This window comes from Hyphomonas sp. (genome assembly GCF_041398465.1).
GTDB lineage: Bacteria > Pseudomonadota > Alphaproteobacteria > Caulobacterales > Hyphomonadaceae > Hyphomonas.
Map to the genome: position 1 here is coordinate 166247 of NZ_JAWKUS010000004.1, position 18182 is coordinate 184428.

Sequence of the window (18182 nt, forward strand, 5' to 3'; positions counted from 1 at the left end):
CAATAAGATGGCCGCGGACCGGTGCGCCGGGTCTGTACCTTCTGGCTATCGGTCGTGTGCCGGGCTGTCCAGTTACGGATTGTATCCGATTATGACACGCGCAACCGATGTGACCTCTCCGCAACAATGTGAGGTGGGATTGCGGGACTTCCCAAATTGCGCCACATCCAAGCAATTCGTTAACTTATGGGTCATATCTGTTAAGATTGACGAATTGTTTCGGGTGCTGAGCTGATGACGTTTTTCTTGTTCCTGCTGTACATCGCAGCTGGCGGCGCGGCTGGATATGCCAGCGCAACCCTGCTGCAGCTCGGCCTGCCACTCTCGATTGGCGCGGGTGTCCTGACCACGGCAGTCCTCAGCCAGATCCACGTTCTTGCCTCCAATGGCAGCTCGAAACGTGAGATCGATGCACGCATGCAGGCCATCGAGAAAGAGAATCGCGACGCCGAACGCCGGATGGACGTGATCGAGGCGCGCACCGACGTGGTCGAGGAAACGGTCAAGCATGAGCTGACGGAGCGGCGCGATGCGCTCGTCTCGGAAATGAAGCAGCTGGAAAGCCTGATCGACCGGCTGTCCCACAGTTTCGAGACCCGTCTCGCCGAAACCTCCACCAACAAGATCGTCGCCCCGCAGGAAGATGCGATTCTCCGCGATGTGAGGGATGCGCTGAAGGATGGCCGGGTCGACCTGCACCTGCAGCCCATCGTCTCGCTGCCGCAGCGCCGCGTCTCCTTCTATGAAGGCTTTACGCGACTGCGCCGTCCGGATGGCTCGCTGATCCTGCCGGCGGAGTTCCTGGACGCTGGCCGACGCGCGAACCTGATGGGGCAGATCGACAATTTCACCCTGTTCCGCTGCGTGCAGATCGTCCGCCGCCTGGCAGAGCGTGATCGCCGCGTCGGCGTCTTCTGCAACATCGCGGCAAGCTCACTCGAAGATTCGACCTTCTTCCCGATGTTCCTTGAATTCATGACGGAAAACCGGGATCTCTCCGGCGCCGTCATATTCGAGATCCGGGCCGACCGGTTCGAAACCCGGTCGCGCCAGATGCGGGACAATATGGACAAGCTGACCGAGCTTGGCTTCCGCTTCTCGATTGACCACGCCCCTGACCTCGGCCTCGACCTGCCGCGGCTCCAGTCCGCCGGTGTGCGCTTCGTGAAAATGAATGGCGCTGCCCTGATCGACCAGCTGCGCGATCCGGCAGGCCCGCGTCCGGTGTCCTCGATCAATCGCCGGGTCGATGGCGAGGAAGTTTCCGCCGTGTTCTCCCGCTATGGCATCACCATGGTGGCCGAGAAGATGGAAGACGAGGCGAGCGTCGTGGAAATCCTCGAATACGAGATTCCGTATGGCCAGGGCCATGTCTTCGGCGCGCCGCGCCCGATCAAGGCCTCGTTGATGGAAGAAACCGCCCCGCCGCGGGAAATGGTCCAGCGCCTCACCAATTTCGGCTAAGGCGACCTCCCTCAAATCGCCCCAATCCCGGGTTTCCCTGTTCTCCGTATCGAAGCGGAGGATTGCCGATGCGCGCCCTCATTCTGGCTCTCGCGATTTGCCCCACTGGGGCGGCTCTGGCAGACGTGCAGCGGGTCGTCGCCAGCCTTCCGGGCAAGGCGGAGTTCGAGGCGCCTCAAGCGCTCCAGAACCTCGCCGAAGGTCCGGTCTGGCTGGATCTAACCGTCGCGCCGCCGCTTGATCCGTCTGTGCAGCACGAAGACGGCTCATGGTCCGGTATAGTCTGCGATAGTCATGGCGAAGTCAGCGCGAAGGCCGTCTCAGTCCCCACCGGATCCAACCATTTGCTGCTCGATATCCGCCCCGGCGAGCCGGAGCAGCACGCCGCGAACATGGTCTCCTGCAACTATGCACCGGCCTGGTCCACGGACACCGACCTCGGCCATGTGATCCGTATCAAGGGCTGCTATTTCGCCAATTCGGTCTCGATCCCGACAGCCATTCAGTGGATCCTGAACCCGCTGCCAGCCGCCGACTGCAATGCCGGCGATTGACCCCGGCGCCTCTGCAGCCTACCTCGCCGCGCATGACCGCACTGCAATTCCCGCAAGGGCTCTCCGAAATCGCCAGCCGCTACGACACGATCCTGTGTGACGTCTGGGGCGTGATCCATAATGGCCGCAACGCATTCGCCGAAGCTTGCGAAGCGCTGGTACGCTTCCGCGAAGGCGGCGGCCGTGTCTGCCTGATCACCAACGCCCCCGTGCCGAAAGCGCAGGTGGTGCGCTATTTCAAGCCGCTCGGCGTACCGGATGAGGCCTTCGACGACTGCGTCTCCTCCGGCGATGCGACACGGGCTGAGCTCGCCCGGTTCGAGGGCCAGTCCGTCTGGCGGCTCGGCGCCGACGAGGGCTGGGAACACGACCGCCACCTCTATCAGGGGCTGGACCTGAATTTCACCGAAGCAGACGAAGCAGACATGCTGCTGTGCATCGGCCTGCGCGACCATGTCGGCGAGCATCCGGAAGACTACCGGGAGGAGCTGTCCCAAGGCGTCACGCGGGGCATCCCGATGATCTGCGCCAATCCGGACAAGCAGGTGCGCGTTGGCGGGCAGCTCTACTGGTGCGCTGGTGCGCTCGCGGACGTGTATGAGGATCTTGGCGGCAAGGTCATCTATTCCGGCAAGCCCCATCCACCGATCTACCACCTTGCCATTGAGCGGGTCGAAGCCCTGACCGGAGGCAATCCGGTGGACCGTTCGCGTATCCTCTGTATCGGCGACAGCCCCGGCACGGATGTCCGCGGCGCCGGGGTGCAGGGCTTTGACAGCCTGTACGTCGGCACCGGCATCAAGGAGCATGGCGAGCAATTTGAAGAGGAAGTCGCCGAGTTGCTGGCGGCATATGGAGAGCAGGCGACCTGGGCCATGACAGGCTTAAGGTGGTGACGCGCCGCTTTTAGGCGTGTAACGAAGCCCGTCGAAAGAATCGGAGCATCCCGGAATGACTGAATTTACCGGCTTCAAATACGAAGATCTCGAAATCGGGCAGGCGCACGAAACCGTGCACGAAATCACCGCCGATGACATCCAGCGCTTCGCGGAAGTCTCGGGCGATTTCAATCCGCTGCACATGTCGGACGAGTACGCGGCCACGACCATGTTCGAGAAGCGCATCGCCCATGGCGCGCTGACGGCGAGCTACATTTCCGGCATTCTTGGCAACAATCTGCCAGGCCCGGGCGCTGTGTTTGTGGGGCTCAACATGCGCTTCCGCCGGCCGGTCTATATCGGCGATACGGTGACGGCACGCGCCACGGTCGCCGAGAAGATCGATCGCGGCAATCGCATTGTCCTGAAGATCGAGTGCATTGTGGACGGCAAGCGCGTCATTACCGGCGAAGCGGAAGTGGTTGCACCGAGCCGGGAGGCCTGATTGGCCATCTATGCCGACTACCGGGGATTGCCCGCCAGCGCGCGCGGAGCCTCGATTGCACTCGGCAATTTTGACGGGCTCCATGCCGGCCACAAGGCCGTGATGGAGGCGGCGAAGCAGGCAGGCGGCGGCAAGTTCGCCGTCGCGACCTTCGAGCCGCCGCCCCGCGCCTATTTCAGGCCCAGCGACCCGCCTTTCCGTATTTTCCGGCCTGAGCGGCGCAACAATGCCATCCTGGCGGCCGGCGCCGATATCGTTTTCGAACTGCCATTCAATGGCGAAATGGCCTCCATGACAGACGAGGGCTTCGTCCGCGATGTGCTGGTCCAGGGTCTCGGCGTCCGCCATGTTTCAGTCGGGTTCGATTTCCGTTTCGGACGCGGGCGGATGGGGCATGCCCAGCGGTTGTCCAGCCTCGGCCGGGCGCTGGGCTTTGGCGTGACGATTGTCGACGAAGTCATCGAACTCGAAGGCAAGGCCTCTTCCACCGCGATACGGCAGGCGCTCCATGCGGGTGAGCCCGAAGTCGCGGCCGAATTGCTCGGGGACTGGTGGATTGCCGATGGCATTGTTGAAGGTGGCGAGAAGAACGGCCGCACGCTGGGTTTCCCGACCGCGAACCTGCACCTTGGTGATCTGATCCATCCGCGCCACGGAATCTATGCGGTGCGGGCGCGGATCGACCGGCAGGGCGAGTGGCTGGACGGCGTTGCCAATTTCGGACGCACGCCCACCACAGGCATCCGCGATCCCTTGCTGGAAACCCACATTTTCGACTTTGACGGCGATCTTTACGGCAAGTGGCTGGAGGTCCAGCTGGTGTCCTTCATCCGGCCCGAATTGAAATTCGATTGTCTGGACGCTCTGGTTGAAGCCATGCACGCAGACGCTGCAGAAGCGCGTAAACGCCTCGCAAATCTGTAGGTTTTGTTAGAATTTCCTCTTTTCATACCGTCCGGTACCCGCCATGCTGGCGCCAGACTGGGGACATCAAGAGAGGGAGTTTCCCATGCGTACTTTCCTTGCCACGGCAGCATTGGCCGCAGCGGTATCGATGACCGCCTCGGCGGAAGACTTCACCGCCGACACATCGCTTGCGAATGACGACCGCGTCGTCCGCAGCGTGAGCCTTGAAGACCTGAAGGCGATCGCTGTGTCAGAGGGGCACACGATCACGGAAGTCGGCGGCGACGGAGAAATTTCCCTTCGGGCGACGACGCCGGATGGGCTGATCTTCCATCTCATCGGCACGGCTTGCAATTCTGAGTATTCCGAGGATTGCCTCGGTATCATGGTGCAGGTCCGCTACGACGATGATGACACCGTCACGGAAGAAGCCATCAACAATGCGAACCTGTCTTATGCCGCTGTATCAACCTAGTGGGACAAGGAAGGCGATACCGTTGGTGTGACCCGCTATCTCATTCTCGATGGCGGCCAGCGCATGGAAAACCTGAAGATCAACCTTCAGAACGCGCTCGCACTCGGCCCGCTCGTCGCGGATGTCATCTGGCCTTCTGACGACGATGACTACTACGACTGGCTCTTCGACGACGAAGACGACGAGTAAGACGCCTCTTCACTGCCATATTGCTGACATCGAATGAGGGCAATAACATCCTCAGGTGGGGCGTGCAGCAATCTGAGGGTGTGGTGTGCGAGAGGCATTGGCAGCAATTGGGTTGATGGCGCTGGGAAGCGGCAATGCGCTGGCACAAATGCCGGATCCGATGCCCGAGACGGCCCCACGCGTGACTCGCGCACCGAGTGTCCTGATTCGTAATGTCCAGCTGGATGACCTGCGCCTCATCATCGACGAGATGGGCGGGACATTCCTCGCCGCGGGCCAGAATGATTCCGGTGCGCCATTCGTCTTTGCCCGTCTGCCCGATGGCCTGACTCTGGGCATCTATTCCATTTGTGCCGACCAGGCTGCGACCGACTGTCGTGGGGTGGAATTCATGGCGGCCTTCGGGTCTATCCTGTCCTATGAGCAAGTGACCGAGATCGACCGGGCATTCAGCGCTGTCTCGGTCTACAAGGCCGATCCGGACACCGTGAATGTCTCGCGATACGTGATCCTCGATCAGGGCATCACCTGGGGCAACCTGATAGAGAACGCAGCCGTATTCGATGCGCTTTGCTCGAAAGTGGCCGAACGCCTTGCCTATGGGCCGCCGCAGGCATCGGCTTCGGCATCCCGCTGAGGTATCGCCCTAGTGACAGGTTAACCTCTGCCTGTTAAGGCGCTTGCCGATGGAACGGATATTCACAATTCGAATTAGCCGCCCGGCTGCGCGCTGACCCCACCGAAGGGTCTGGGCCAGGCCGGGATTTGCTTTTCTGAGCCCCAAACCTCTCCCAATCCGTTCATACTGAAGATCCATGACCGATTCCCTGACCGACCGAGATTATCGCGACACCCTTTTCCTGCCCGCGACCGAATTCCCCATGCGTGGCGGCCTGCCCAAGCGCGAGCCAGACTGGATCAAGCGCTGGGATGACCTGAAGCTGTACGAGCGCCTGCGCGCCGATGCGAAGGCCCGCGGCGCCGAGCAGTGGATCCTCCATGATGGCCCTCCCTATGCGAACGGGCACATCCACCTCGGCACGGCGATGAACAAGATCGTCAAGGACATCATCGTCCGCTCACACCAGATGGCCGGTTTCGACGCGGCTTACCTGCCGGGCTGGGACTGTCACGGCCTGCCGATCGAGTGGAAGGTCGAAGAAGAGTTCCGCTCCAAGGGCAAGACGAAGGACGACGTTCCGCCGGGCGAGTTCCGCGCCGCCTGCCGCGCCTATGCGGAGAAATGGGTCGAGATCCAGGGCAAGGAGTTCCGCAGCCTCGGCATCGAGGGCGAGTGGGACAATCCCTACCTCACCATGAAGTTCGAGAGCGAAGCCTCCATCGTGGGCGAGTTCCTGCGCATGGCGAAGACCGGCTCGCTGGTTCGCGGTGCGAAGCCGATCATGTGGTCGCCGGTGGAGCGCACGGCGCTCGCCGAAGCGGAAGTGGAATACCACGACCGCAAGGTGCCGGTGATCTGGGTGAAGTTCCCGGTCGAAGGCTCTGATGCCTCGGTTGTCATCTGGACGACCACGCCATGGACGATCCCGGCCAACCAGGCTGTCAGCTATAACCCCGGCATCGCCTATGGCCTCTATGAGGTCGAGACGGTGATGAGCGAGGAAGAGCTGGGGTTTGCGCCGTACGCCAAGCCGGGCGAGAAACTGATCCTAGCCGATGCGCTTGCCGCTGCTGTGATGGATGGTGCAAAAGTATCTGCCTACAAACGTCTTGAGGATGTTGATCCGTCGGCGCTCGGTAAGCTGTCCCACCCGCTGCACGCGATGGACCCGTTCTTCGCACACGACATCCCGCTCCTCGCTGGCGAACACGTCACCGACGATGCCGGCACGGGCTTCGTGCATACAGCGCCCGCGCACGGCGAAGACGACTTCAATGTCTGGGTCGAGTCCGGCCACACGACGCAGGAGATCCGCCAGATTGTCGATCCGGACGGCTGTTACACGCCGGACGTGCCGCGCTTTGCCGGCATGGACATCATCCGGACCAGCGGCAAGAAGCGCGGCGAGCCGGGCAAGGCGAACAATGAAGTGATCGCGGCGCTGGCCGAGAGCGGCAACCTGTTCGCGCGCGGCATGACGACGATCCGCGATGCGCACTCGTGGCGCTCCAAGGCGCCGGTCATCCGCCGTGCGACGCCGCAATGGTTCATCTCGATGGACAAGCCGGGCCCGAACGGCAAGACGCTGCGCGAGAATGCCCTCAAGGCCATCGATGAGACAGAGTTCTTCCCGGCGGTCGGCCGCAATCGTCTGCGGTCCATGGTGGAAGGGCGTCCGGACTGGCTGATCTCGCGCCAGCGCAACTGGGGCGTGCCGATCACCATCTTCGTCAACAAGTCCGGCGAGCCGCATACGGCCGCGCTCACAAAAGAGCAGGCGGACACGTTGAATGTGGCGATCCGCGAGGCGATCACCAAGGGCGGCGTTGAAGCCTGGTTCGATACGCCAGCGGAGGAATTCCTCGGCCCGCTCGGCCTGTCGGCCAATGAATGGGACAAGGTGACGGACGTGCTCGACGTCTGGTTCGACAGCGGCACCACGCATGCCTTTGCCCTGCGCGAGCGCGGCATCATCGATGCTGAGACCGGGCAGGCGGACCTCTACATGGAAGGCTCCGACCAGCACCGCGGCTGGTTCCAGTCATCCTTGCTGGAATGCTGCGCAACGCGCGGCATGGCGCCTTACAGGCAGGTGCTGACGCACGGCTTCATCGTTGATGCCGAAGGCAAGAAGATGTCGAAATCGATCGGCAACACGATCGAGCCGCAGGAAATCCAGAAGCAGTACGGGATCGAGATCCTGCGCATCTGGACGGCATCGGGCGACTATACCGAAGACCTGCGCATCTCCGACGAGATCATCAAGGGCTCGGTCGAGACCTACCGCAAACTGCGCAACACGGTGCGTTACCTGCTGGGTGCGCTCGACGACTGGACGGACGCCGAGACGATCGAACCAGCGAAAATGCCGGGCCTCGAACGCTGGGTGCTGCACCGCCTCGCCGAGCTCGATGCGCAGGTGAAGGCCGCCTACACGGTCTACGACTTCAAGCGCGTGATGAGCCTGCTCATCAATTTCGCGGGTGTGGACCTGTCGGCTGTCTATTTCGATATCCGCAAAGACAGCCTCTACTGCGACCCGCGCTTCAGCACGATGGACGCATGGGACGATGCTACCGCGTTTTACGGCAACCGCCGCTGCGCTGCCCGCACGGTGATGGCTGCCGTCCTGGAACGCCTGCTCACCTGGCTCGCCCCCGTGATGCCGTTCACGATGGAAGAGGCCTTCCTCGAAAGCCACCTCGGCGGAAAGGCGGATTCGGTCCACCTGCTCCTGTTCCCGGAAACCCCGGAAGGCTGGAAAGACGAGAAGCTGGCGGAACGCTGGGCGAAGATCTTCACCGTCCGCCGTGTCGTCACTGGCGCGCTGGAAGTGGAGCGCCGCGAGAAGCGCATCGGTGCCTCGCTGGAGGCCGCGCCGGTTGTGCACATCGCCGATGAGGCGCTGGTGAAAGCATTCGAAGGCGAAGACCCGGCCGATCTGTTCATCACCTCCGGGGCGGAGCTGGTGCACACATCCGAAGGCAAGGGCGGTGGTTTCACGCTGGACGATACGCCCGGCGTGGTCGTCTATCCGGAGAAAGCGACAGGCATCAAATGCCGGCGCAGCTGGAAGTATTTCGACCCGGTCCTCGCCGATCCGTCCTTCCCGGACATCACTCCACGCGATGCGCTGGCGGTGAAAGCCTGGGACGCGACGCACGAGGCGTAGCGGGACGAACCTGCACGGAATCGCTTGATCTGGCCGGGACGGGATGCAATCTCCCCGCATGCAAATAAAACCCGCTCAGGTCTGGCCGCTGGCCATCATCCCGGTCACGCTGATCGCAGACCAGGTGACCAAATCGATGGTTCTTGCGAACGGGCGGTTCCGCGCCATGGAATGCTTTCAGGACAGTTTTGCCTGCGGCACGATCGAACTGCCCGGTCCGATCAACCTGTCCATGGTCTGGAACCGGGGCATGAGCTACGGAATGTTCCAGTCCGAGGGGCTGATGCGCTGGGTGCTGGCGGGAATCATGCTGGCGATCGCGCTTGGGTTCCTGCGCTGGCTGATGGTGGCGGAAGGCAGGCTGCTGAAACTGTCGCTGGCGCTGGTGATCGGCGGTGCGTTCGGCAATCTGATCGACCGGGTGCGTTTTGGCGCCGTGGTGGACTTCATCAATGCCGGAGCGCTTCACTTTCCATGGGTATTCAACGTGGCCGATGCTGCGATCAGTGTCGGTGCGGTCTTGCTGTTTTTCGATCAATTCGTACTGTCGGGAAGAAAGCCGTCCGGGAAACCGGACCGGCCCTCCTAAATCTAGAGGCGAGGACGCCAAATGAAGACGCAGCTTTCCTTTCTGGCCCTGGGCGCCGTGTGCCTGGCGACAACGGCCTGTTCCAGCGGCGCCGCCGGTACGCGCACGCCGAACGAATTCCGGGTTGTGACCAAGGCACCGCTGATCGTGCCCCCGGAATATTCGTTGCGTCCGCCGGGCGCCGGCCAGTCTCTTCCGGCCGAAGTCGAAGCGGCCAAGAACGACAACGCCGCTGCTTTCGGCTCAACGCTGGGTGTTAACGCCAGCGCCTCCGAGCGGGCCCTCGTGGCCGCGGCCGATGCGAATGCGATCAGCCCGATGATCCGTACTGAAGTCGACTACGACGAGTACAAGGCCATCCGGAAATCACCGAGCATTTCCGACAGGATCCTGTTCTGGCGGAAGGACAATCCCGAGGATGCCGAATCCGCGGCAACCGACAACGCAACCGGCAGCCAGCCGGTGACCATTCAGAGCTCGACCGCCAAGCCGCGCGTCAAACTGCCGGGAACCTGATCCAGCCCGGTGCCGGACCTCCAACTCTTGCAAGGGAACAAGCCCATGAAACGGACATTGACCGGAGGGCTTGCGGCCCTCGCCGTCTTCGCCTTGCCGGCCCTGGCCGACACCGCTGCGGAGTCGCCAACGACCTGGACACCGACCACGTTCAATCTCGACAATGGCATGCAGGTTGTGGTCATCCCCGACCATCGTGCGCCCGTTGTGACGAATATGGTCTGGTACAAGGTTGGCGCAGTCGATGAAGCGCCTGGCAAGAGCGGCATTGCCCACCTCTTCGAACATATCATGTTCCAGCAGACGGACACGCTGGCGCCGGGCGAGTTCGATTCCATCGTCTCGCGCAATGGTGGCCAGTCGAACGCCTTTACCAGCTGGGACTACACCGCCTATTTCGAGCGTGTGGCCAAGGAACAGCTCGGCACGATGATGGAGTTGGAAGCCGACCGCATGGTGAACCTCGTCATCGATGATGACCCGAAAGGCGCCTTCATTTCAGAACGTGACGTTGTGAAGGAAGAACGCCGCCAGCGGATCGACAACAATCCGGGCGTCATCTTGCAGGAACAGGTACTCTCCGAACTCTGGAAGGGGCATCCGTACGAAATCACCGTCATCGGCAACATGGACGAAGTGGCTGCGCTGACCCCGGAAGATGGCCTGAATTTCTACCACGAATACTACAGCCCGGAGAACGCGATCCTGGTCGTCGCCGGGGATGTGAGCGAGGACGAAGTCCGCACCCTCGCTGAGGAGACTTTCGGCCAGATCGTCCCGACCGGTACAGCTCATGGCCAGCGTAAATGGCGCGACGTGCCGCTGCTGACCGAAGACGACCTCATCGTCCACTCCGATCCGAAAGTGCGCCAGCCGGTCTGGAGCCGTTACTACAACGGCGTTTCTCAGATCCGCACGCCGCATGAGGCTTACGCACTGGAAGTTGGCCTTGAAGTGCTGGGCGGCGGCATGACCAGCCGGCTCTACCAGTCCCTGGTGGAGCAGCAGCAGCTGGCGATCAGTGTCGCCTCTTATGCCTGGTCGGACCTGCACGACCCCGGCCCTGCCGTGATTTCGGCAAGTCCGGCGCCGGGTGTCAGCATGGATGATCTCGAAACGGCCGTGATGGCGGAAGTCGGGAAGGCGCTTGAAGAGGGCTTTACGGACGAGGAAGTTATCCGGGCCCGGAACAATCTGGCCGCGACAGCGATTTATGCCCGGGACAGCCAGTCGACCATGGCAAACGTCTTCGGTTCGACGCTCGCCATTGGCGGCACGATTGAAAGCGTCCTGTCCTATCCGGACGATGTCCGTGCCATCACGACCGAAGAAGCCATTGCCGCGGTCCGCACCGTGTTCGGGCCGGACAGGCATTTCATTGAGGCGCAGCTGCTGCCATCCGAGGGGGAAAACTGAGATGAGAGCCCTGACCTTTACCGCCGGTTTGTTTGCCGTCACCAGCCTGTCGGCCTGTGCTTATCTGACCCCGCCTCCAGTCGAGCCAGAGACGGTCGTCGAAGTTGAGGTTGCCCTGGAACCGGCGCCGCTTGAAGTCGCTGTTCATTCCGGCGACTTTGCCGAGATACAGCAATTCACGACGCCGGGCGGGGCCTCGGTCTGGCTGGTGTCCGAACCGTCCATTCCGATCCTGTCTCTCAACATGGCCTGGAAAGGCGGCGAGGCGAGCGATCCGGAAGGGCTGGAAGGCCTGACCGATGCGGTGACCTATCACATGAACGAGGGCGCGGGCGATCTCGACTCCCTCGGCTTCCAGACGCGTATGGAAGACCTGAACATGAGCTTTGGCTGTTCGGCATCGGACAACTGGACCTCCTGCTCGGCTTCCATGCTGACGGACAATGCCGAAGACGCGATGGCGCTAATCGCAACGGCGTTCGAAAACCCCCGCTTCGACGAAGGCCCGTTCGAGCGCTTCCGCCGGGAGCAGCAGGTCGACCTCAAGACACGTGAGGCAAGCGCCGGCTTCCTCGCCTGGCGGGCTGTCTCGCAAGCGCTGTACCCGGATCATCCTTATGCGCGGACGACCTCCGAGGAGAGCATCGCGGCCCTGACGCCGGAACTGGCGAAAGAGCAGATGCGCAAGCTGATGGTGAAGGACCGCCTGCTGGTCACAGCCGTTGGCGCCGTAACGCCGGAAGAGCTGGCGCCCATGATCGATGAGGTCATTGCTGGCCTGCCGGAAACCTCAACCCTGCCGGAAGCGGCGGACATCGTTCTGCCGGAACTCGAACCGGCAGACCCGATCGTCGTGGATCTGCCGCAGCCCCAATCGCTGGTCCAGTTCACGGGCCCCGGCCTCAAGCGCGACGATCCGGATTTCTTCCCGGCTTTCGTACTGAACTACACCTATGGCGGCGGCGGATTCGAAAGCCGGCTGATGAAATCTCTCCGTGTCGAGAAGGGCCTGACCTACGGCATCTACACCAGCCTCTCCTCTGGCGAGCACCTGCAGACCTGGGGTGGCGGTGGCCAGACCAAGAATGAGAGCGCCGGCGAATTCATTCAGGGCATCAAGGACGAAATGGAAGACTTCGTCGAGAATGGCGTGACCGAGGAAGAACTGGCCGACGCGAAGGCCTATCTCACCGGATCCTATCCGCTCGGCTTCGATTCAAATGCCAAGATCGCCAGCCAGATGATGGGCGTGCGTCAGGACGAACTCGGGATCGACTATTTCGACCTGCGCAATGACAAGGTTCGCGCTGTGACGCTGGAGGATGTGAACCGTGTGGCGAAGGAATACCTGAACCCGGAAGACTATCTCTTCGTCGCCGTCGGCCAGCCGGAAGGCATTACCTCGGAAGAGTTCGAGTCCGAAGCGGAAGAATAGGTCAGTCGGCAGACCGGCGCGGGGTCGACAGGCCCGGCGCGCCGGTCGAGATGGCTTGGTCGCGGCAGAAGCGGTAAAGCTCGGCCGGGCGCCCGCCCGTACCGGTTTCCATCGCTCCCGTACCTTTCACCAGTCCCGTCTTGTCCAGCGCGCGCCGGAAGTTCTGCGTGTGCAGGCCAAGGCCGAGAATGGCCTCCACTGTCCGCTGCAGGGCCGACAGGGTGAAGCGGTCGGGCATCAGCTCGAACACGACCGGACGGTATTTGATCTTGCCCCTGAGGCGCGAAATCGCCGTGGCCAGGATCCGCCGGTGGTCCGACGCCATCGCTTCGCCCAGGACAATATCCGCTTCGGCGAGGTTTGCGTCGCGCGCGCATTCCGCCACCAAGCCAGCTTCATAAAGCAGTTCGTATCGGTCCAGCACCCGCTCCTCGGCCCAGCGCGCGCCATCAAGCCCGAAGGCGATCTTCGCCCGCTCAAGCCGCATCTCCTTGCCCGCGGCCCAGGTGAACAGGCGCGGCGCAATCTGCGCATCGATCATGGCCGGCCGGCCGTTCCGATGGTCTTCCCATGGGAAATAGCGGTACCAGTTCTGCCAGCGTGCTTCGAACCCGGCCTCGGCCGGGCGCGCTTCCGGCGTCAGGGCTAGGTAGCCGACCGAGATCACACGCGAATGCGGCGGGGCGCCGGTCAGCGTCGCTTCCGGCGTTTCCCTGTCCCGGTCACCAAACGTGTAGAGCTGTTCGACATAGCCGAGTTCGAAACCCGTCTGCTCGCGAACCCAGCCGCGTAGCGACAGGTCGAATGTGCGGTGCTTGTCCGGGTGGAACGGGCCAAACGGCAGCGCGTCCTCGGTGCCGCGCCGTGTGACCAGCACCAGCGGCATGTCATCCTGGATGGCGACCATCACGGCCGACAGGCCGATCAGCAGCGGGGAAGCGGAACTCATCATGGCGCACCAATCTCCGTCATGATCTTGTGGAAGCGGTCAAGGAACGCCTCCTGCGCATCCGGCACTGATTTCGGGGCCAGCCTCAGGCGCACATTATCCGGCGGCACGACAAACAGCTTGTTGGCCTCCGTCTCGTCGAACCCGGCCAGTTGCGTCGCCTCGAACCAGGCGCAGATCAGGTCAGCCTTCTTGATCGTTTTCTTCAGGCGCACTGGCGTCACCGCTGGCAGGCCGAAGCGGATATGGATCGCTTCCTGCAGCCGGCCTTCGACGTCCTTGTAGCCATTGCCCAGCAGCGCCTTGAAGGGCGAAATCATGTCGCCGATCACATATTCCGGGCTGTCATGGAGCAGGGCCAGCAGGCTGTGCTTTGCGCTCATGGTCGGGTCCAGCTTTTTGCAGATCCGTTCCACGATGACAGAATGTTCGGCGACGGAGAAGGCATGTTCGCCCCTGGTCTGGCCATTCCAGCGTGCGACCCGGGCGAGGCCATGGGCGATGTCCTCGATTTCCACATCCATCGGCGAAGGGTGGACAAGGTCCAGCCGCCGCCCGGACAGCATGCGCTGCCAGACCCTGGGTGCCTTAACGGATTGCTTCTTGCGAACGGTCATTCAGCCCTTCTTTAAAGCATCAGTAATAAGGGTAAAGAAAGGGGGGCAATCTGGTTACAAACCCGCCCTGTGATTGCCCTTATTTCCAAATGCGCCGTTAAGGGCTTTGCGCGAAAACTGCTGCTCTGACAACAGGGCGCGGAACCAACTCCGTTTACCCGATTAAAGATAAGGCGGTGATGATGTTCGAGGCAGTGGCACAAACGGCTCCCTGGCAGGTTATGGCGTTCTGTGTGCTTCTGATGGGCGGAATCATTGTTGTCGTCGAGGCTGCGAAATCCAGCCGCGAAGTCTTCTGGGGCGACCTGTTCAGCGACGACGAGTACGACTGAGCCTGACGAGGGCTTTCGCCCTACGCCGTTTTCTCAACAAATACCGTGCCGGCGGAGTAGCCTGCACCGAACGAGCAGATCAGGCCCTTGTCTCCGGGCTTGAAGTCTTCCGAATGCTTGTGGAAGGCGATGATCGATCCAGCGGACGATGTGTTTGCGTACGTGTCCAGCACGGTCGGGCTTTCGTCGGCGCTCGCTTCATGGCCCAGCACCTTGGATGAGATCAGCCGGTTCATGTTGGCATTGGCCTGGTGCAGCCAAAGGCGGCGAAGGTCCGTCCCCTGAAGGCCCAGTTCGCCAAGGTGTTCGGTAATCATCGTTGCCACCATGGGCACGACCTCCTTGAACACTTTGCGGCCTTCCTGCTTGAACAGCTTGTCCGGTGCCCCGATGCCTTCCGGGGCAGCGCGGTTCAGGAAGCCGAAATTGTTGCGGATATTGTTGGAAAACTCGGTCTTCAGTTTCGTGCCGAGGATCTTCCAGTAACCGGCAGGCGCAATGCTCTCCTCTTCCACCAGGACGGCGGTGGCGACATCGCCGAAGATGAAGTGGCTGTCGCGGTCAGTGAAGTTCAGGTGGCCGGAACAGATTTCCGGGTTCACCATCAGGACCGACTTTGCAGATCCCGTACGGACGAAATCAGCAGCCGTCTGGATGCCAAAGGTCGCCGAGGAACAGGCAACGTTCATGTCAAAGGCAAAGCCGCCGATGCCGAGGGCCTGCTGAATCTCGATGGCCATGGCCGGGTAGGCGCGCTGCATGTTGGACGCGGCGCAGATCACGGCGCCCACGTCTTCCGGTTTGCGGCCTGCCCGCTCCAGCGCCTGGCGGGCAGCATTGACGGCCATTTCGGCGAGGACGGAGATCTGCTCGTTCGGGCGTTCCGGAATGCGGGGCGCCATGATGTCCGGGTCCAGAACGCCGGTCTTGTTCATCACATAGCGTGACTTGATGCCGGAGGCCTTCTCGATGAACTCGACCGAGGAGTGGGTCTTCGGTTCGATCAGGCCGGAGGCGATGTCCGCGTCCCGCTCGCGATTCCAGTTGTCCGCCCAGGCATTGTAGGCGACGACCAGTTCTTCGTTTGAAATGGAATGCGGCGGCGTCCACAGGCCTGTGGACGAGATGACGGCGTTCTTCATGGTGCCCTCTTGATGCGCGCCACATGCGAGTCACGTGGCAATGTCCTGAATCTCTATCCGATTTTCTGTAGCGCGGCTTGTCGGCCGGGTCGAGACACCGGGTCAGTCGGGCAGGCTCAGGCCGGAATCGGTTGTCTGTTTTGCGTCTTCGCGCGGAACGCCCATCGCCTCAAGCTGGGACTGGGTCTGCTCGGCGGCTTCACGATTGCTCTGGACGCGCTCGGCCTCCGCCCGTTCACGCGCCTCGATCAGGGCGAGTTCGGTCTTGATGCACTTTGCGCGTGCGTCGGGGTTCGGCGTGTAGCTGCAACGCGCATACGCCTCTGCCTTGTTGCCTTCCTGGCTGTTGGCCGAGACGCAGCCCGCCATCAGCGGCAAGGCCAGAAAAATCAGGGGGATTGTTTTCTTCATGACGCCATCTCCTGCACTTCGCGGTGACGGGGGCAAGTTACGTCATGGTCATTGACCATGCCAACCGCCTGCGCCCAGGCATAGACGATGGTGGGGCCGACGAACTTGAAGCCGCGTTTCTTCAGGTCTTTTGACATGGTGGCCGACCAGTCCGTGGAGGTCGGTGCCTGCCGGAAATGCTTCCACTTGTTTACGATAGGCGCGCCGCCGACAAAGCCCCAGCAATAGTCGGAGAAGCCGTCGCCGGCTTCTTCCATGGCGAGGTAGGCCTGCGCGTTGCCGATGACGGCTTCGATCTTCTTGGGGCTGCGGATGATGCCGGGATTTTTCAGGGCCTTCTCGGCGCGCTTCGGCGTCCAGCGGGCCAGCTTCTCCGGATCGAACTGGTCGAACTCCTCACGGATCGACTCGCGTTTGCGCAGGATGGTGATCCAGGAAAGGCCCGCCTGCATGCCGTCCAGCTGCAGCTTTTCCCACAGGGCCCGGCCGTCATATTCCGGCACACCCCATTCGGTGTCGTGATATGCGCGGTAAAGCTCGTCCGTCAGAGGCGCCCAGGCGCAGGGGAAGTCGTCACTCATCGCCAGCCTCCGCCAATGCAGCCAGTTCCGCCTCGGCCCAGTCCTGCAGTTCGAAGCGAACGGGCGCATCATTGCAGGTCAGATCCGTGCCTTCCGTGAGGGCTTTTTGAAGCCGGTCCGTCCGCACGAGCGCGAGACCGGTGTCGCCCGCCGCGCTCGTCACCGTGCCGATGGGGGCGCCTGCGAGGATGTCAGACCCGGCAGTCAGGCCGGCGCCATGCACGACCAGCGTCCGCTTCCGGATCTTGCCGCGCCGCTTCATGCGGCTGGCGACTTCCTGCCCGACAAAGCAGCCCTTCTTGTAATCGATCCCGCTCATCACATCCATGTTGATGTCGGTCGGGAACACTTCCGCCCCGCGATAGTCGCTGCCCCATTCGGGCACGCCCGCGGCGATGCGGTTCGCGGTCCAGTCTTCGTCCGCGATCAGCTCCCCGGCCTCGGCCACCGGCACCCAGCTTCGGCCCCAGAGAGCGGGCGAGCGCGGATCGGCGCCTTCGTCGGCGCGGACGGCGACGAGCGTGTCGTCGAGCGCGATCTCGACCTCAGCGCGCAGGCGAAACATCTTGAAGCGCTTCATCAGGTCTTCGGCGGCGTCTTCATGCACATCCAGAAGCACGCCATCGTCCGTCCGAAGCACGGTATAGTCCGATATGATCTTGCCCTGGGGGGTCAGTAGTGCGCCGTAACGTACCTCGCCCGCGGCCCAATCCTTCACCGAATTCGTCACCGTCCGCTCCAGAAGAGCGATCGTGTCGGGACCGGAAAGTCGGATCAGGCTGCGGTGCGGAAAGCGCATCATGACAGTCCCCAGTTCAGCCCGCCCGGCGCGGGAAAGCCGCCAGCAGCGCCGTGGCCAGGCCGCTCTTGATCAGCGCGCCCAGCAGGAACGGCGCAACACCGGTGGCAAAGGCGACTTCCGGCCCGGTCAGTGCCGACAGCCAGCGCCAGCCCGCAAACAGGATCACTACGTGAAGAGCCACAAAGCCCAGAAGCCGCGAGGCATGGGCTCCGATCCGGTCGCCCTTCGGCAGGAACCCGGCAGCGAAAGCGACCAGCGGGAAGCTGATCAGGTAACCCGCCGTCGGCCCTGCCAACGCCACGAGGCCCGGTTTGCCGCCGGAGAGCACAGGCGCGCCGGTCAGTGACAGGGCGAGCCATGCAAGCACCGTCAGCGCCCCTGCGCGCGGCCCCAGCAGGGCGCCCAGCATCAGCACGACCATGGTCTGCATCGTCATCGGCACCGGGTACATCGGCACAGAGATATGAGAAGAGGCGGTCAGGGCTGCGACACCGGCAATGCCGATCAGGATCGGGCGGAGCAGGGTCTGGTTGCTAGGGCGGGTCTGGGCGAGCTTCATGGGAGGGAGGCCTCGTGTCCGGTGGAAAAGGAGGCCGAGTTGTGGGATGCGCCTCGCACCGGGTCAAG

21 protein-coding genes are annotated in these 18182 nt (G+C 62.4%); 14 read left to right on the top strand and 7 right to left on the bottom strand.

Features of this window, described 5'->3' with window-relative positions; genetic code table 11:
* Positions 1–234: 234 nt before the first annotated feature.
* The 13 genes from R3C98_RS13730 (at position 235) to R3C98_RS13790 (ending at position 12721) form a co-directional block, all read left to right on the top strand.
* On the top strand, positions 235–1464 hold the full coding sequence (locus R3C98_RS13730; RefSeq protein ID WP_371314635.1) for an EAL domain-containing protein: 1230 nt from the start codon (positions 235–237) through the stop codon (positions 1462–1464).
* Between the two features lie 68 nt (positions 1465–1532).
* Positions 1533–2018, top strand: coding sequence for a hypothetical protein (locus R3C98_RS13735; protein ID WP_371314636.1), 486 nt, complete (start codon positions 1533–1535; stop codon positions 2016–2018).
* 32 nt (positions 2019–2050) lie between these two features.
* Positions 2051–2914 (top strand): TIGR01459 family HAD-type hydrolase, encoded by an 864-nt coding sequence (locus R3C98_RS13740; RefSeq protein ID WP_371314637.1) that lies wholly within the window; start codon positions 2051–2053, stop codon positions 2912–2914.
* Between the two features lie 55 nt (positions 2915–2969).
* Positions 2970–3401 (top strand): MaoC family dehydratase, encoded by a 432-nt coding sequence (locus R3C98_RS13745; RefSeq protein ID WP_371314638.1) that lies wholly within the window; start codon positions 2970–2972, stop codon positions 3399–3401.
* The gene (gene ribF, locus R3C98_RS13750; RefSeq protein ID WP_371314639.1) at positions 3402–4325 is read left to right on the top strand and encodes a riboflavin biosynthesis protein RibF; all 924 of its coding nucleotides are present in this window, start codon (positions 3402–3404) and stop codon (positions 4323–4325) included.
* 85 nt (positions 4326–4410) lie between these two features.
* Complete coding sequence (locus R3C98_RS13755) at positions 4411–4782, top strand: hypothetical protein (RefSeq protein ID WP_371314640.1); 372 nt, start codon at positions 4411–4413, stop codon at positions 4780–4782.
* Positions 4783–4809: 27 nt separating this feature from the next.
* Positions 4810–4971 carry a hypothetical protein gene (locus tag R3C98_RS13760; RefSeq protein WP_371314641.1) on the top strand — a complete coding sequence of 54 codons (162 nt, stop codon included), beginning with the start codon at positions 4810–4812 and terminating at the stop codon, positions 4969–4971.
* A gap of 115 nt (positions 4972–5086) precedes the next feature.
* The gene (locus tag R3C98_RS13765; RefSeq protein ID WP_371314642.1) at positions 5087–5608 is read left to right on the top strand and encodes a hypothetical protein; all 522 of its coding nucleotides are present in this window, start codon (positions 5087–5089) and stop codon (positions 5606–5608) included.
* Positions 5609–5786: 178 nt separating this feature from the next.
* Positions 5787–8765, top strand: coding sequence for an isoleucine--tRNA ligase (gene ileS / locus R3C98_RS13770; RefSeq protein WP_371314643.1), 2979 nt, complete (start codon positions 5787–5789; stop codon positions 8763–8765).
* A gap of 58 nt (positions 8766–8823) precedes the next feature.
* A complete protein-coding gene (gene lspA, locus R3C98_RS13775; protein WP_371314644.1) occupies positions 8824–9354 on the top strand; it encodes a signal peptidase II in 531 nt (176 codons plus the stop codon).
* 21 nt (positions 9355–9375) lie between these two features.
* On the top strand, positions 9376–9870 hold the full coding sequence (locus tag R3C98_RS13780) for a DUF3035 domain-containing protein (protein ID WP_371314645.1): 495 nt from the start codon (positions 9376–9378) through the stop codon (positions 9868–9870).
* A 45-nt stretch (positions 9871–9915) separates the two neighbouring features.
* Complete coding sequence (locus tag R3C98_RS13785) at positions 9916–11286, top strand: M16 family metallopeptidase (protein WP_371314646.1); 1371 nt, start codon at positions 9916–9918, stop codon at positions 11284–11286.
* A gap of 1 nt (position 11287) precedes the next feature.
* Positions 11288–12721: a M16 family metallopeptidase gene (locus R3C98_RS13790; RefSeq protein WP_371314647.1), complete on the top strand. Its 1434-nt coding sequence runs from the start codon at positions 11288–11290 to the stop codon at positions 12719–12721.
* A 1-nt stretch (position 12722) separates the two neighbouring features.
* Here the strand turns inward: R3C98_RS13790 and R3C98_RS13795 are convergent, their stop codons facing one another.
* Both R3C98_RS13795 and R3C98_RS13800 read right to left on the bottom strand, forming a co-directional pair.
* On the bottom strand, positions 12723–13670 hold the full coding sequence (locus R3C98_RS13795) for an NAD regulator (protein ID WP_371314881.1): 948 nt from the start codon (positions 13668–13670) through the stop codon (positions 12723–12725).
* On the bottom strand, positions 13670–14287 hold the full coding sequence (locus tag R3C98_RS13800; RefSeq protein WP_371314648.1) for an HD family hydrolase: 618 nt from the start codon (positions 14285–14287) through the stop codon (positions 13670–13672). The genes R3C98_RS13795 and R3C98_RS13800 overlap by 1 nt, the downstream gene beginning before the upstream one ends.
* Before the next feature lie 179 nt (positions 14288–14466).
* On the opposite strand from R3C98_RS13800, the gene R3C98_RS13805 reads away from it, so the two are divergent.
* Positions 14467–14619, top strand: coding sequence for a hypothetical protein (locus R3C98_RS13805; RefSeq protein ID WP_155839937.1), 153 nt, complete (start codon positions 14467–14469; stop codon positions 14617–14619).
* Between the two features lie 20 nt (positions 14620–14639).
* Here the strand turns inward: R3C98_RS13805 and R3C98_RS13810 are convergent, their stop codons facing one another.
* The 5 genes from R3C98_RS13810 to R3C98_RS13830 all read right to left on the bottom strand — a co-directional run bounded on the left by R3C98_RS13810 (position 14640) and on the right by R3C98_RS13830 (position 18114).
* A complete protein-coding gene (locus R3C98_RS13810) occupies positions 14640–15761 on the bottom strand; it encodes a beta-ketoacyl-ACP synthase III (protein WP_371314649.1) in 1122 nt (373 codons plus the stop codon).
* 102 nt (positions 15762–15863) lie between these two features.
* Positions 15864–16172 carry a hypothetical protein gene (locus tag R3C98_RS13815; RefSeq protein ID WP_371314650.1) on the bottom strand — a complete coding sequence of 103 codons (309 nt, stop codon included), beginning with the start codon at positions 16170–16172 and terminating at the stop codon, positions 15864–15866.
* Positions 16169–16753: a DNA-3-methyladenine glycosylase I gene (locus tag R3C98_RS13820; protein ID WP_371314651.1), complete on the bottom strand. Its 585-nt coding sequence runs from the start codon at positions 16751–16753 to the stop codon at positions 16169–16171. Before R3C98_RS13820 ends, R3C98_RS13815 begins: the two co-directional genes overlap by 4 nt.
* Positions 16746–17555, bottom strand: a complete 810-nt coding sequence (locus tag R3C98_RS13825; RefSeq protein ID WP_371314652.1) for a folate-binding protein YgfZ — start codon at positions 17553–17555, stop codon at positions 16746–16748. The genes R3C98_RS13820 and R3C98_RS13825 overlap by 8 nt, the downstream gene beginning before the upstream one ends.
* A gap of 13 nt (positions 17556–17568) precedes the next feature.
* Complete coding sequence (locus R3C98_RS13830) at positions 17569–18114, bottom strand: biotin transporter BioY (protein ID WP_371314653.1); 546 nt, start codon at positions 18112–18114, stop codon at positions 17569–17571.
* Positions 18115–18182 lie beyond the last annotated feature (68 nt).

Coding starts and splice junctions, on each gene's coding strand:
- R3C98_RS13730 (WP_371314635.1), top strand. CDS start 235: ATGACGTTTTTCTTGTTCCTGCTGTACATCGCAGCTGGCGGCGCGGCT.
- R3C98_RS13735 (WP_371314636.1), top strand. CDS start 1,533: ATGCGCGCCCTCATTCTGGCTCTCGCGATTTGCCCCACTGGGGCGGCT.
- R3C98_RS13740 (WP_371314637.1), top strand. CDS start 2,051: ATGACCGCACTGCAATTCCCGCAAGGGCTCTCCGAAATCGCCAGCCGC.
- R3C98_RS13745 (WP_371314638.1), top strand. CDS start 2,970: ATGACTGAATTTACCGGCTTCAAATACGAAGATCTCGAAATCGGGCAG.
- R3C98_RS13755 (WP_371314640.1), top strand. CDS start 4,411: ATGCGTACTTTCCTTGCCACGGCAGCATTGGCCGCAGCGGTATCGATG.
- R3C98_RS13765 (WP_371314642.1), top strand. CDS start 5,087: ATGGCGCTGGGAAGCGGCAATGCGCTGGCACAAATGCCGGATCCGATG.
- ileS (WP_371314643.1), top strand. CDS start 5,787: ATGACCGATTCCCTGACCGACCGAGATTATCGCGACACCCTTTTCCTG.
- lspA (WP_371314644.1), top strand. CDS start 8,824: ATGCAAATAAAACCCGCTCAGGTCTGGCCGCTGGCCATCATCCCGGTC.
- R3C98_RS13780 (WP_371314645.1), top strand. CDS start 9,376: ATGAAGACGCAGCTTTCCTTTCTGGCCCTGGGCGCCGTGTGCCTGGCG.
- R3C98_RS13785 (WP_371314646.1), top strand. CDS start 9,916: ATGAAACGGACATTGACCGGAGGGCTTGCGGCCCTCGCCGTCTTCGCC.
- R3C98_RS13790 (WP_371314647.1), top strand. CDS start 11,288: ATGAGAGCCCTGACCTTTACCGCCGGTTTGTTTGCCGTCACCAGCCTG.
- R3C98_RS13795 (WP_371314881.1), bottom strand. CDS start 13,670: ATGAGTTCCGCTTCCCCGCTGCTGATCGGCCTGTCGGCCGTGATGGTC.
- R3C98_RS13800 (WP_371314648.1), bottom strand. CDS start 14,287: ATGACCGTTCGCAAGAAGCAATCCGTTAAGGCACCCAGGGTCTGGCAG.
- R3C98_RS13805 (WP_155839937.1), top strand. CDS start 14,467: ATGATGTTCGAGGCAGTGGCACAAACGGCTCCCTGGCAGGTTATGGCG.
- R3C98_RS13810 (WP_371314649.1), bottom strand. CDS start 15,761: ATGAAGAACGCCGTCATCTCGTCCACAGGCCTGTGGACGCCGCCGCAT.
- R3C98_RS13815 (WP_371314650.1), bottom strand. CDS start 16,172: ATGAAGAAAACAATCCCCCTGATTTTTCTGGCCTTGCCGCTGATGGCG.
- R3C98_RS13820 (WP_371314651.1), bottom strand. CDS start 16,753: ATGAGTGACGACTTCCCCTGCGCCTGGGCGCCTCTGACGGACGAGCTT.
- R3C98_RS13825 (WP_371314652.1), bottom strand. CDS start 17,555: ATGATGCGCTTTCCGCACCGCAGCCTGATCCGACTTTCCGGTCCCGAC.
- R3C98_RS13830 (WP_371314653.1), bottom strand. CDS start 18,114: ATGAAGCTCGCCCAGACCCGCCCTAGCAACCAGACCCTGCTCCGCCCG.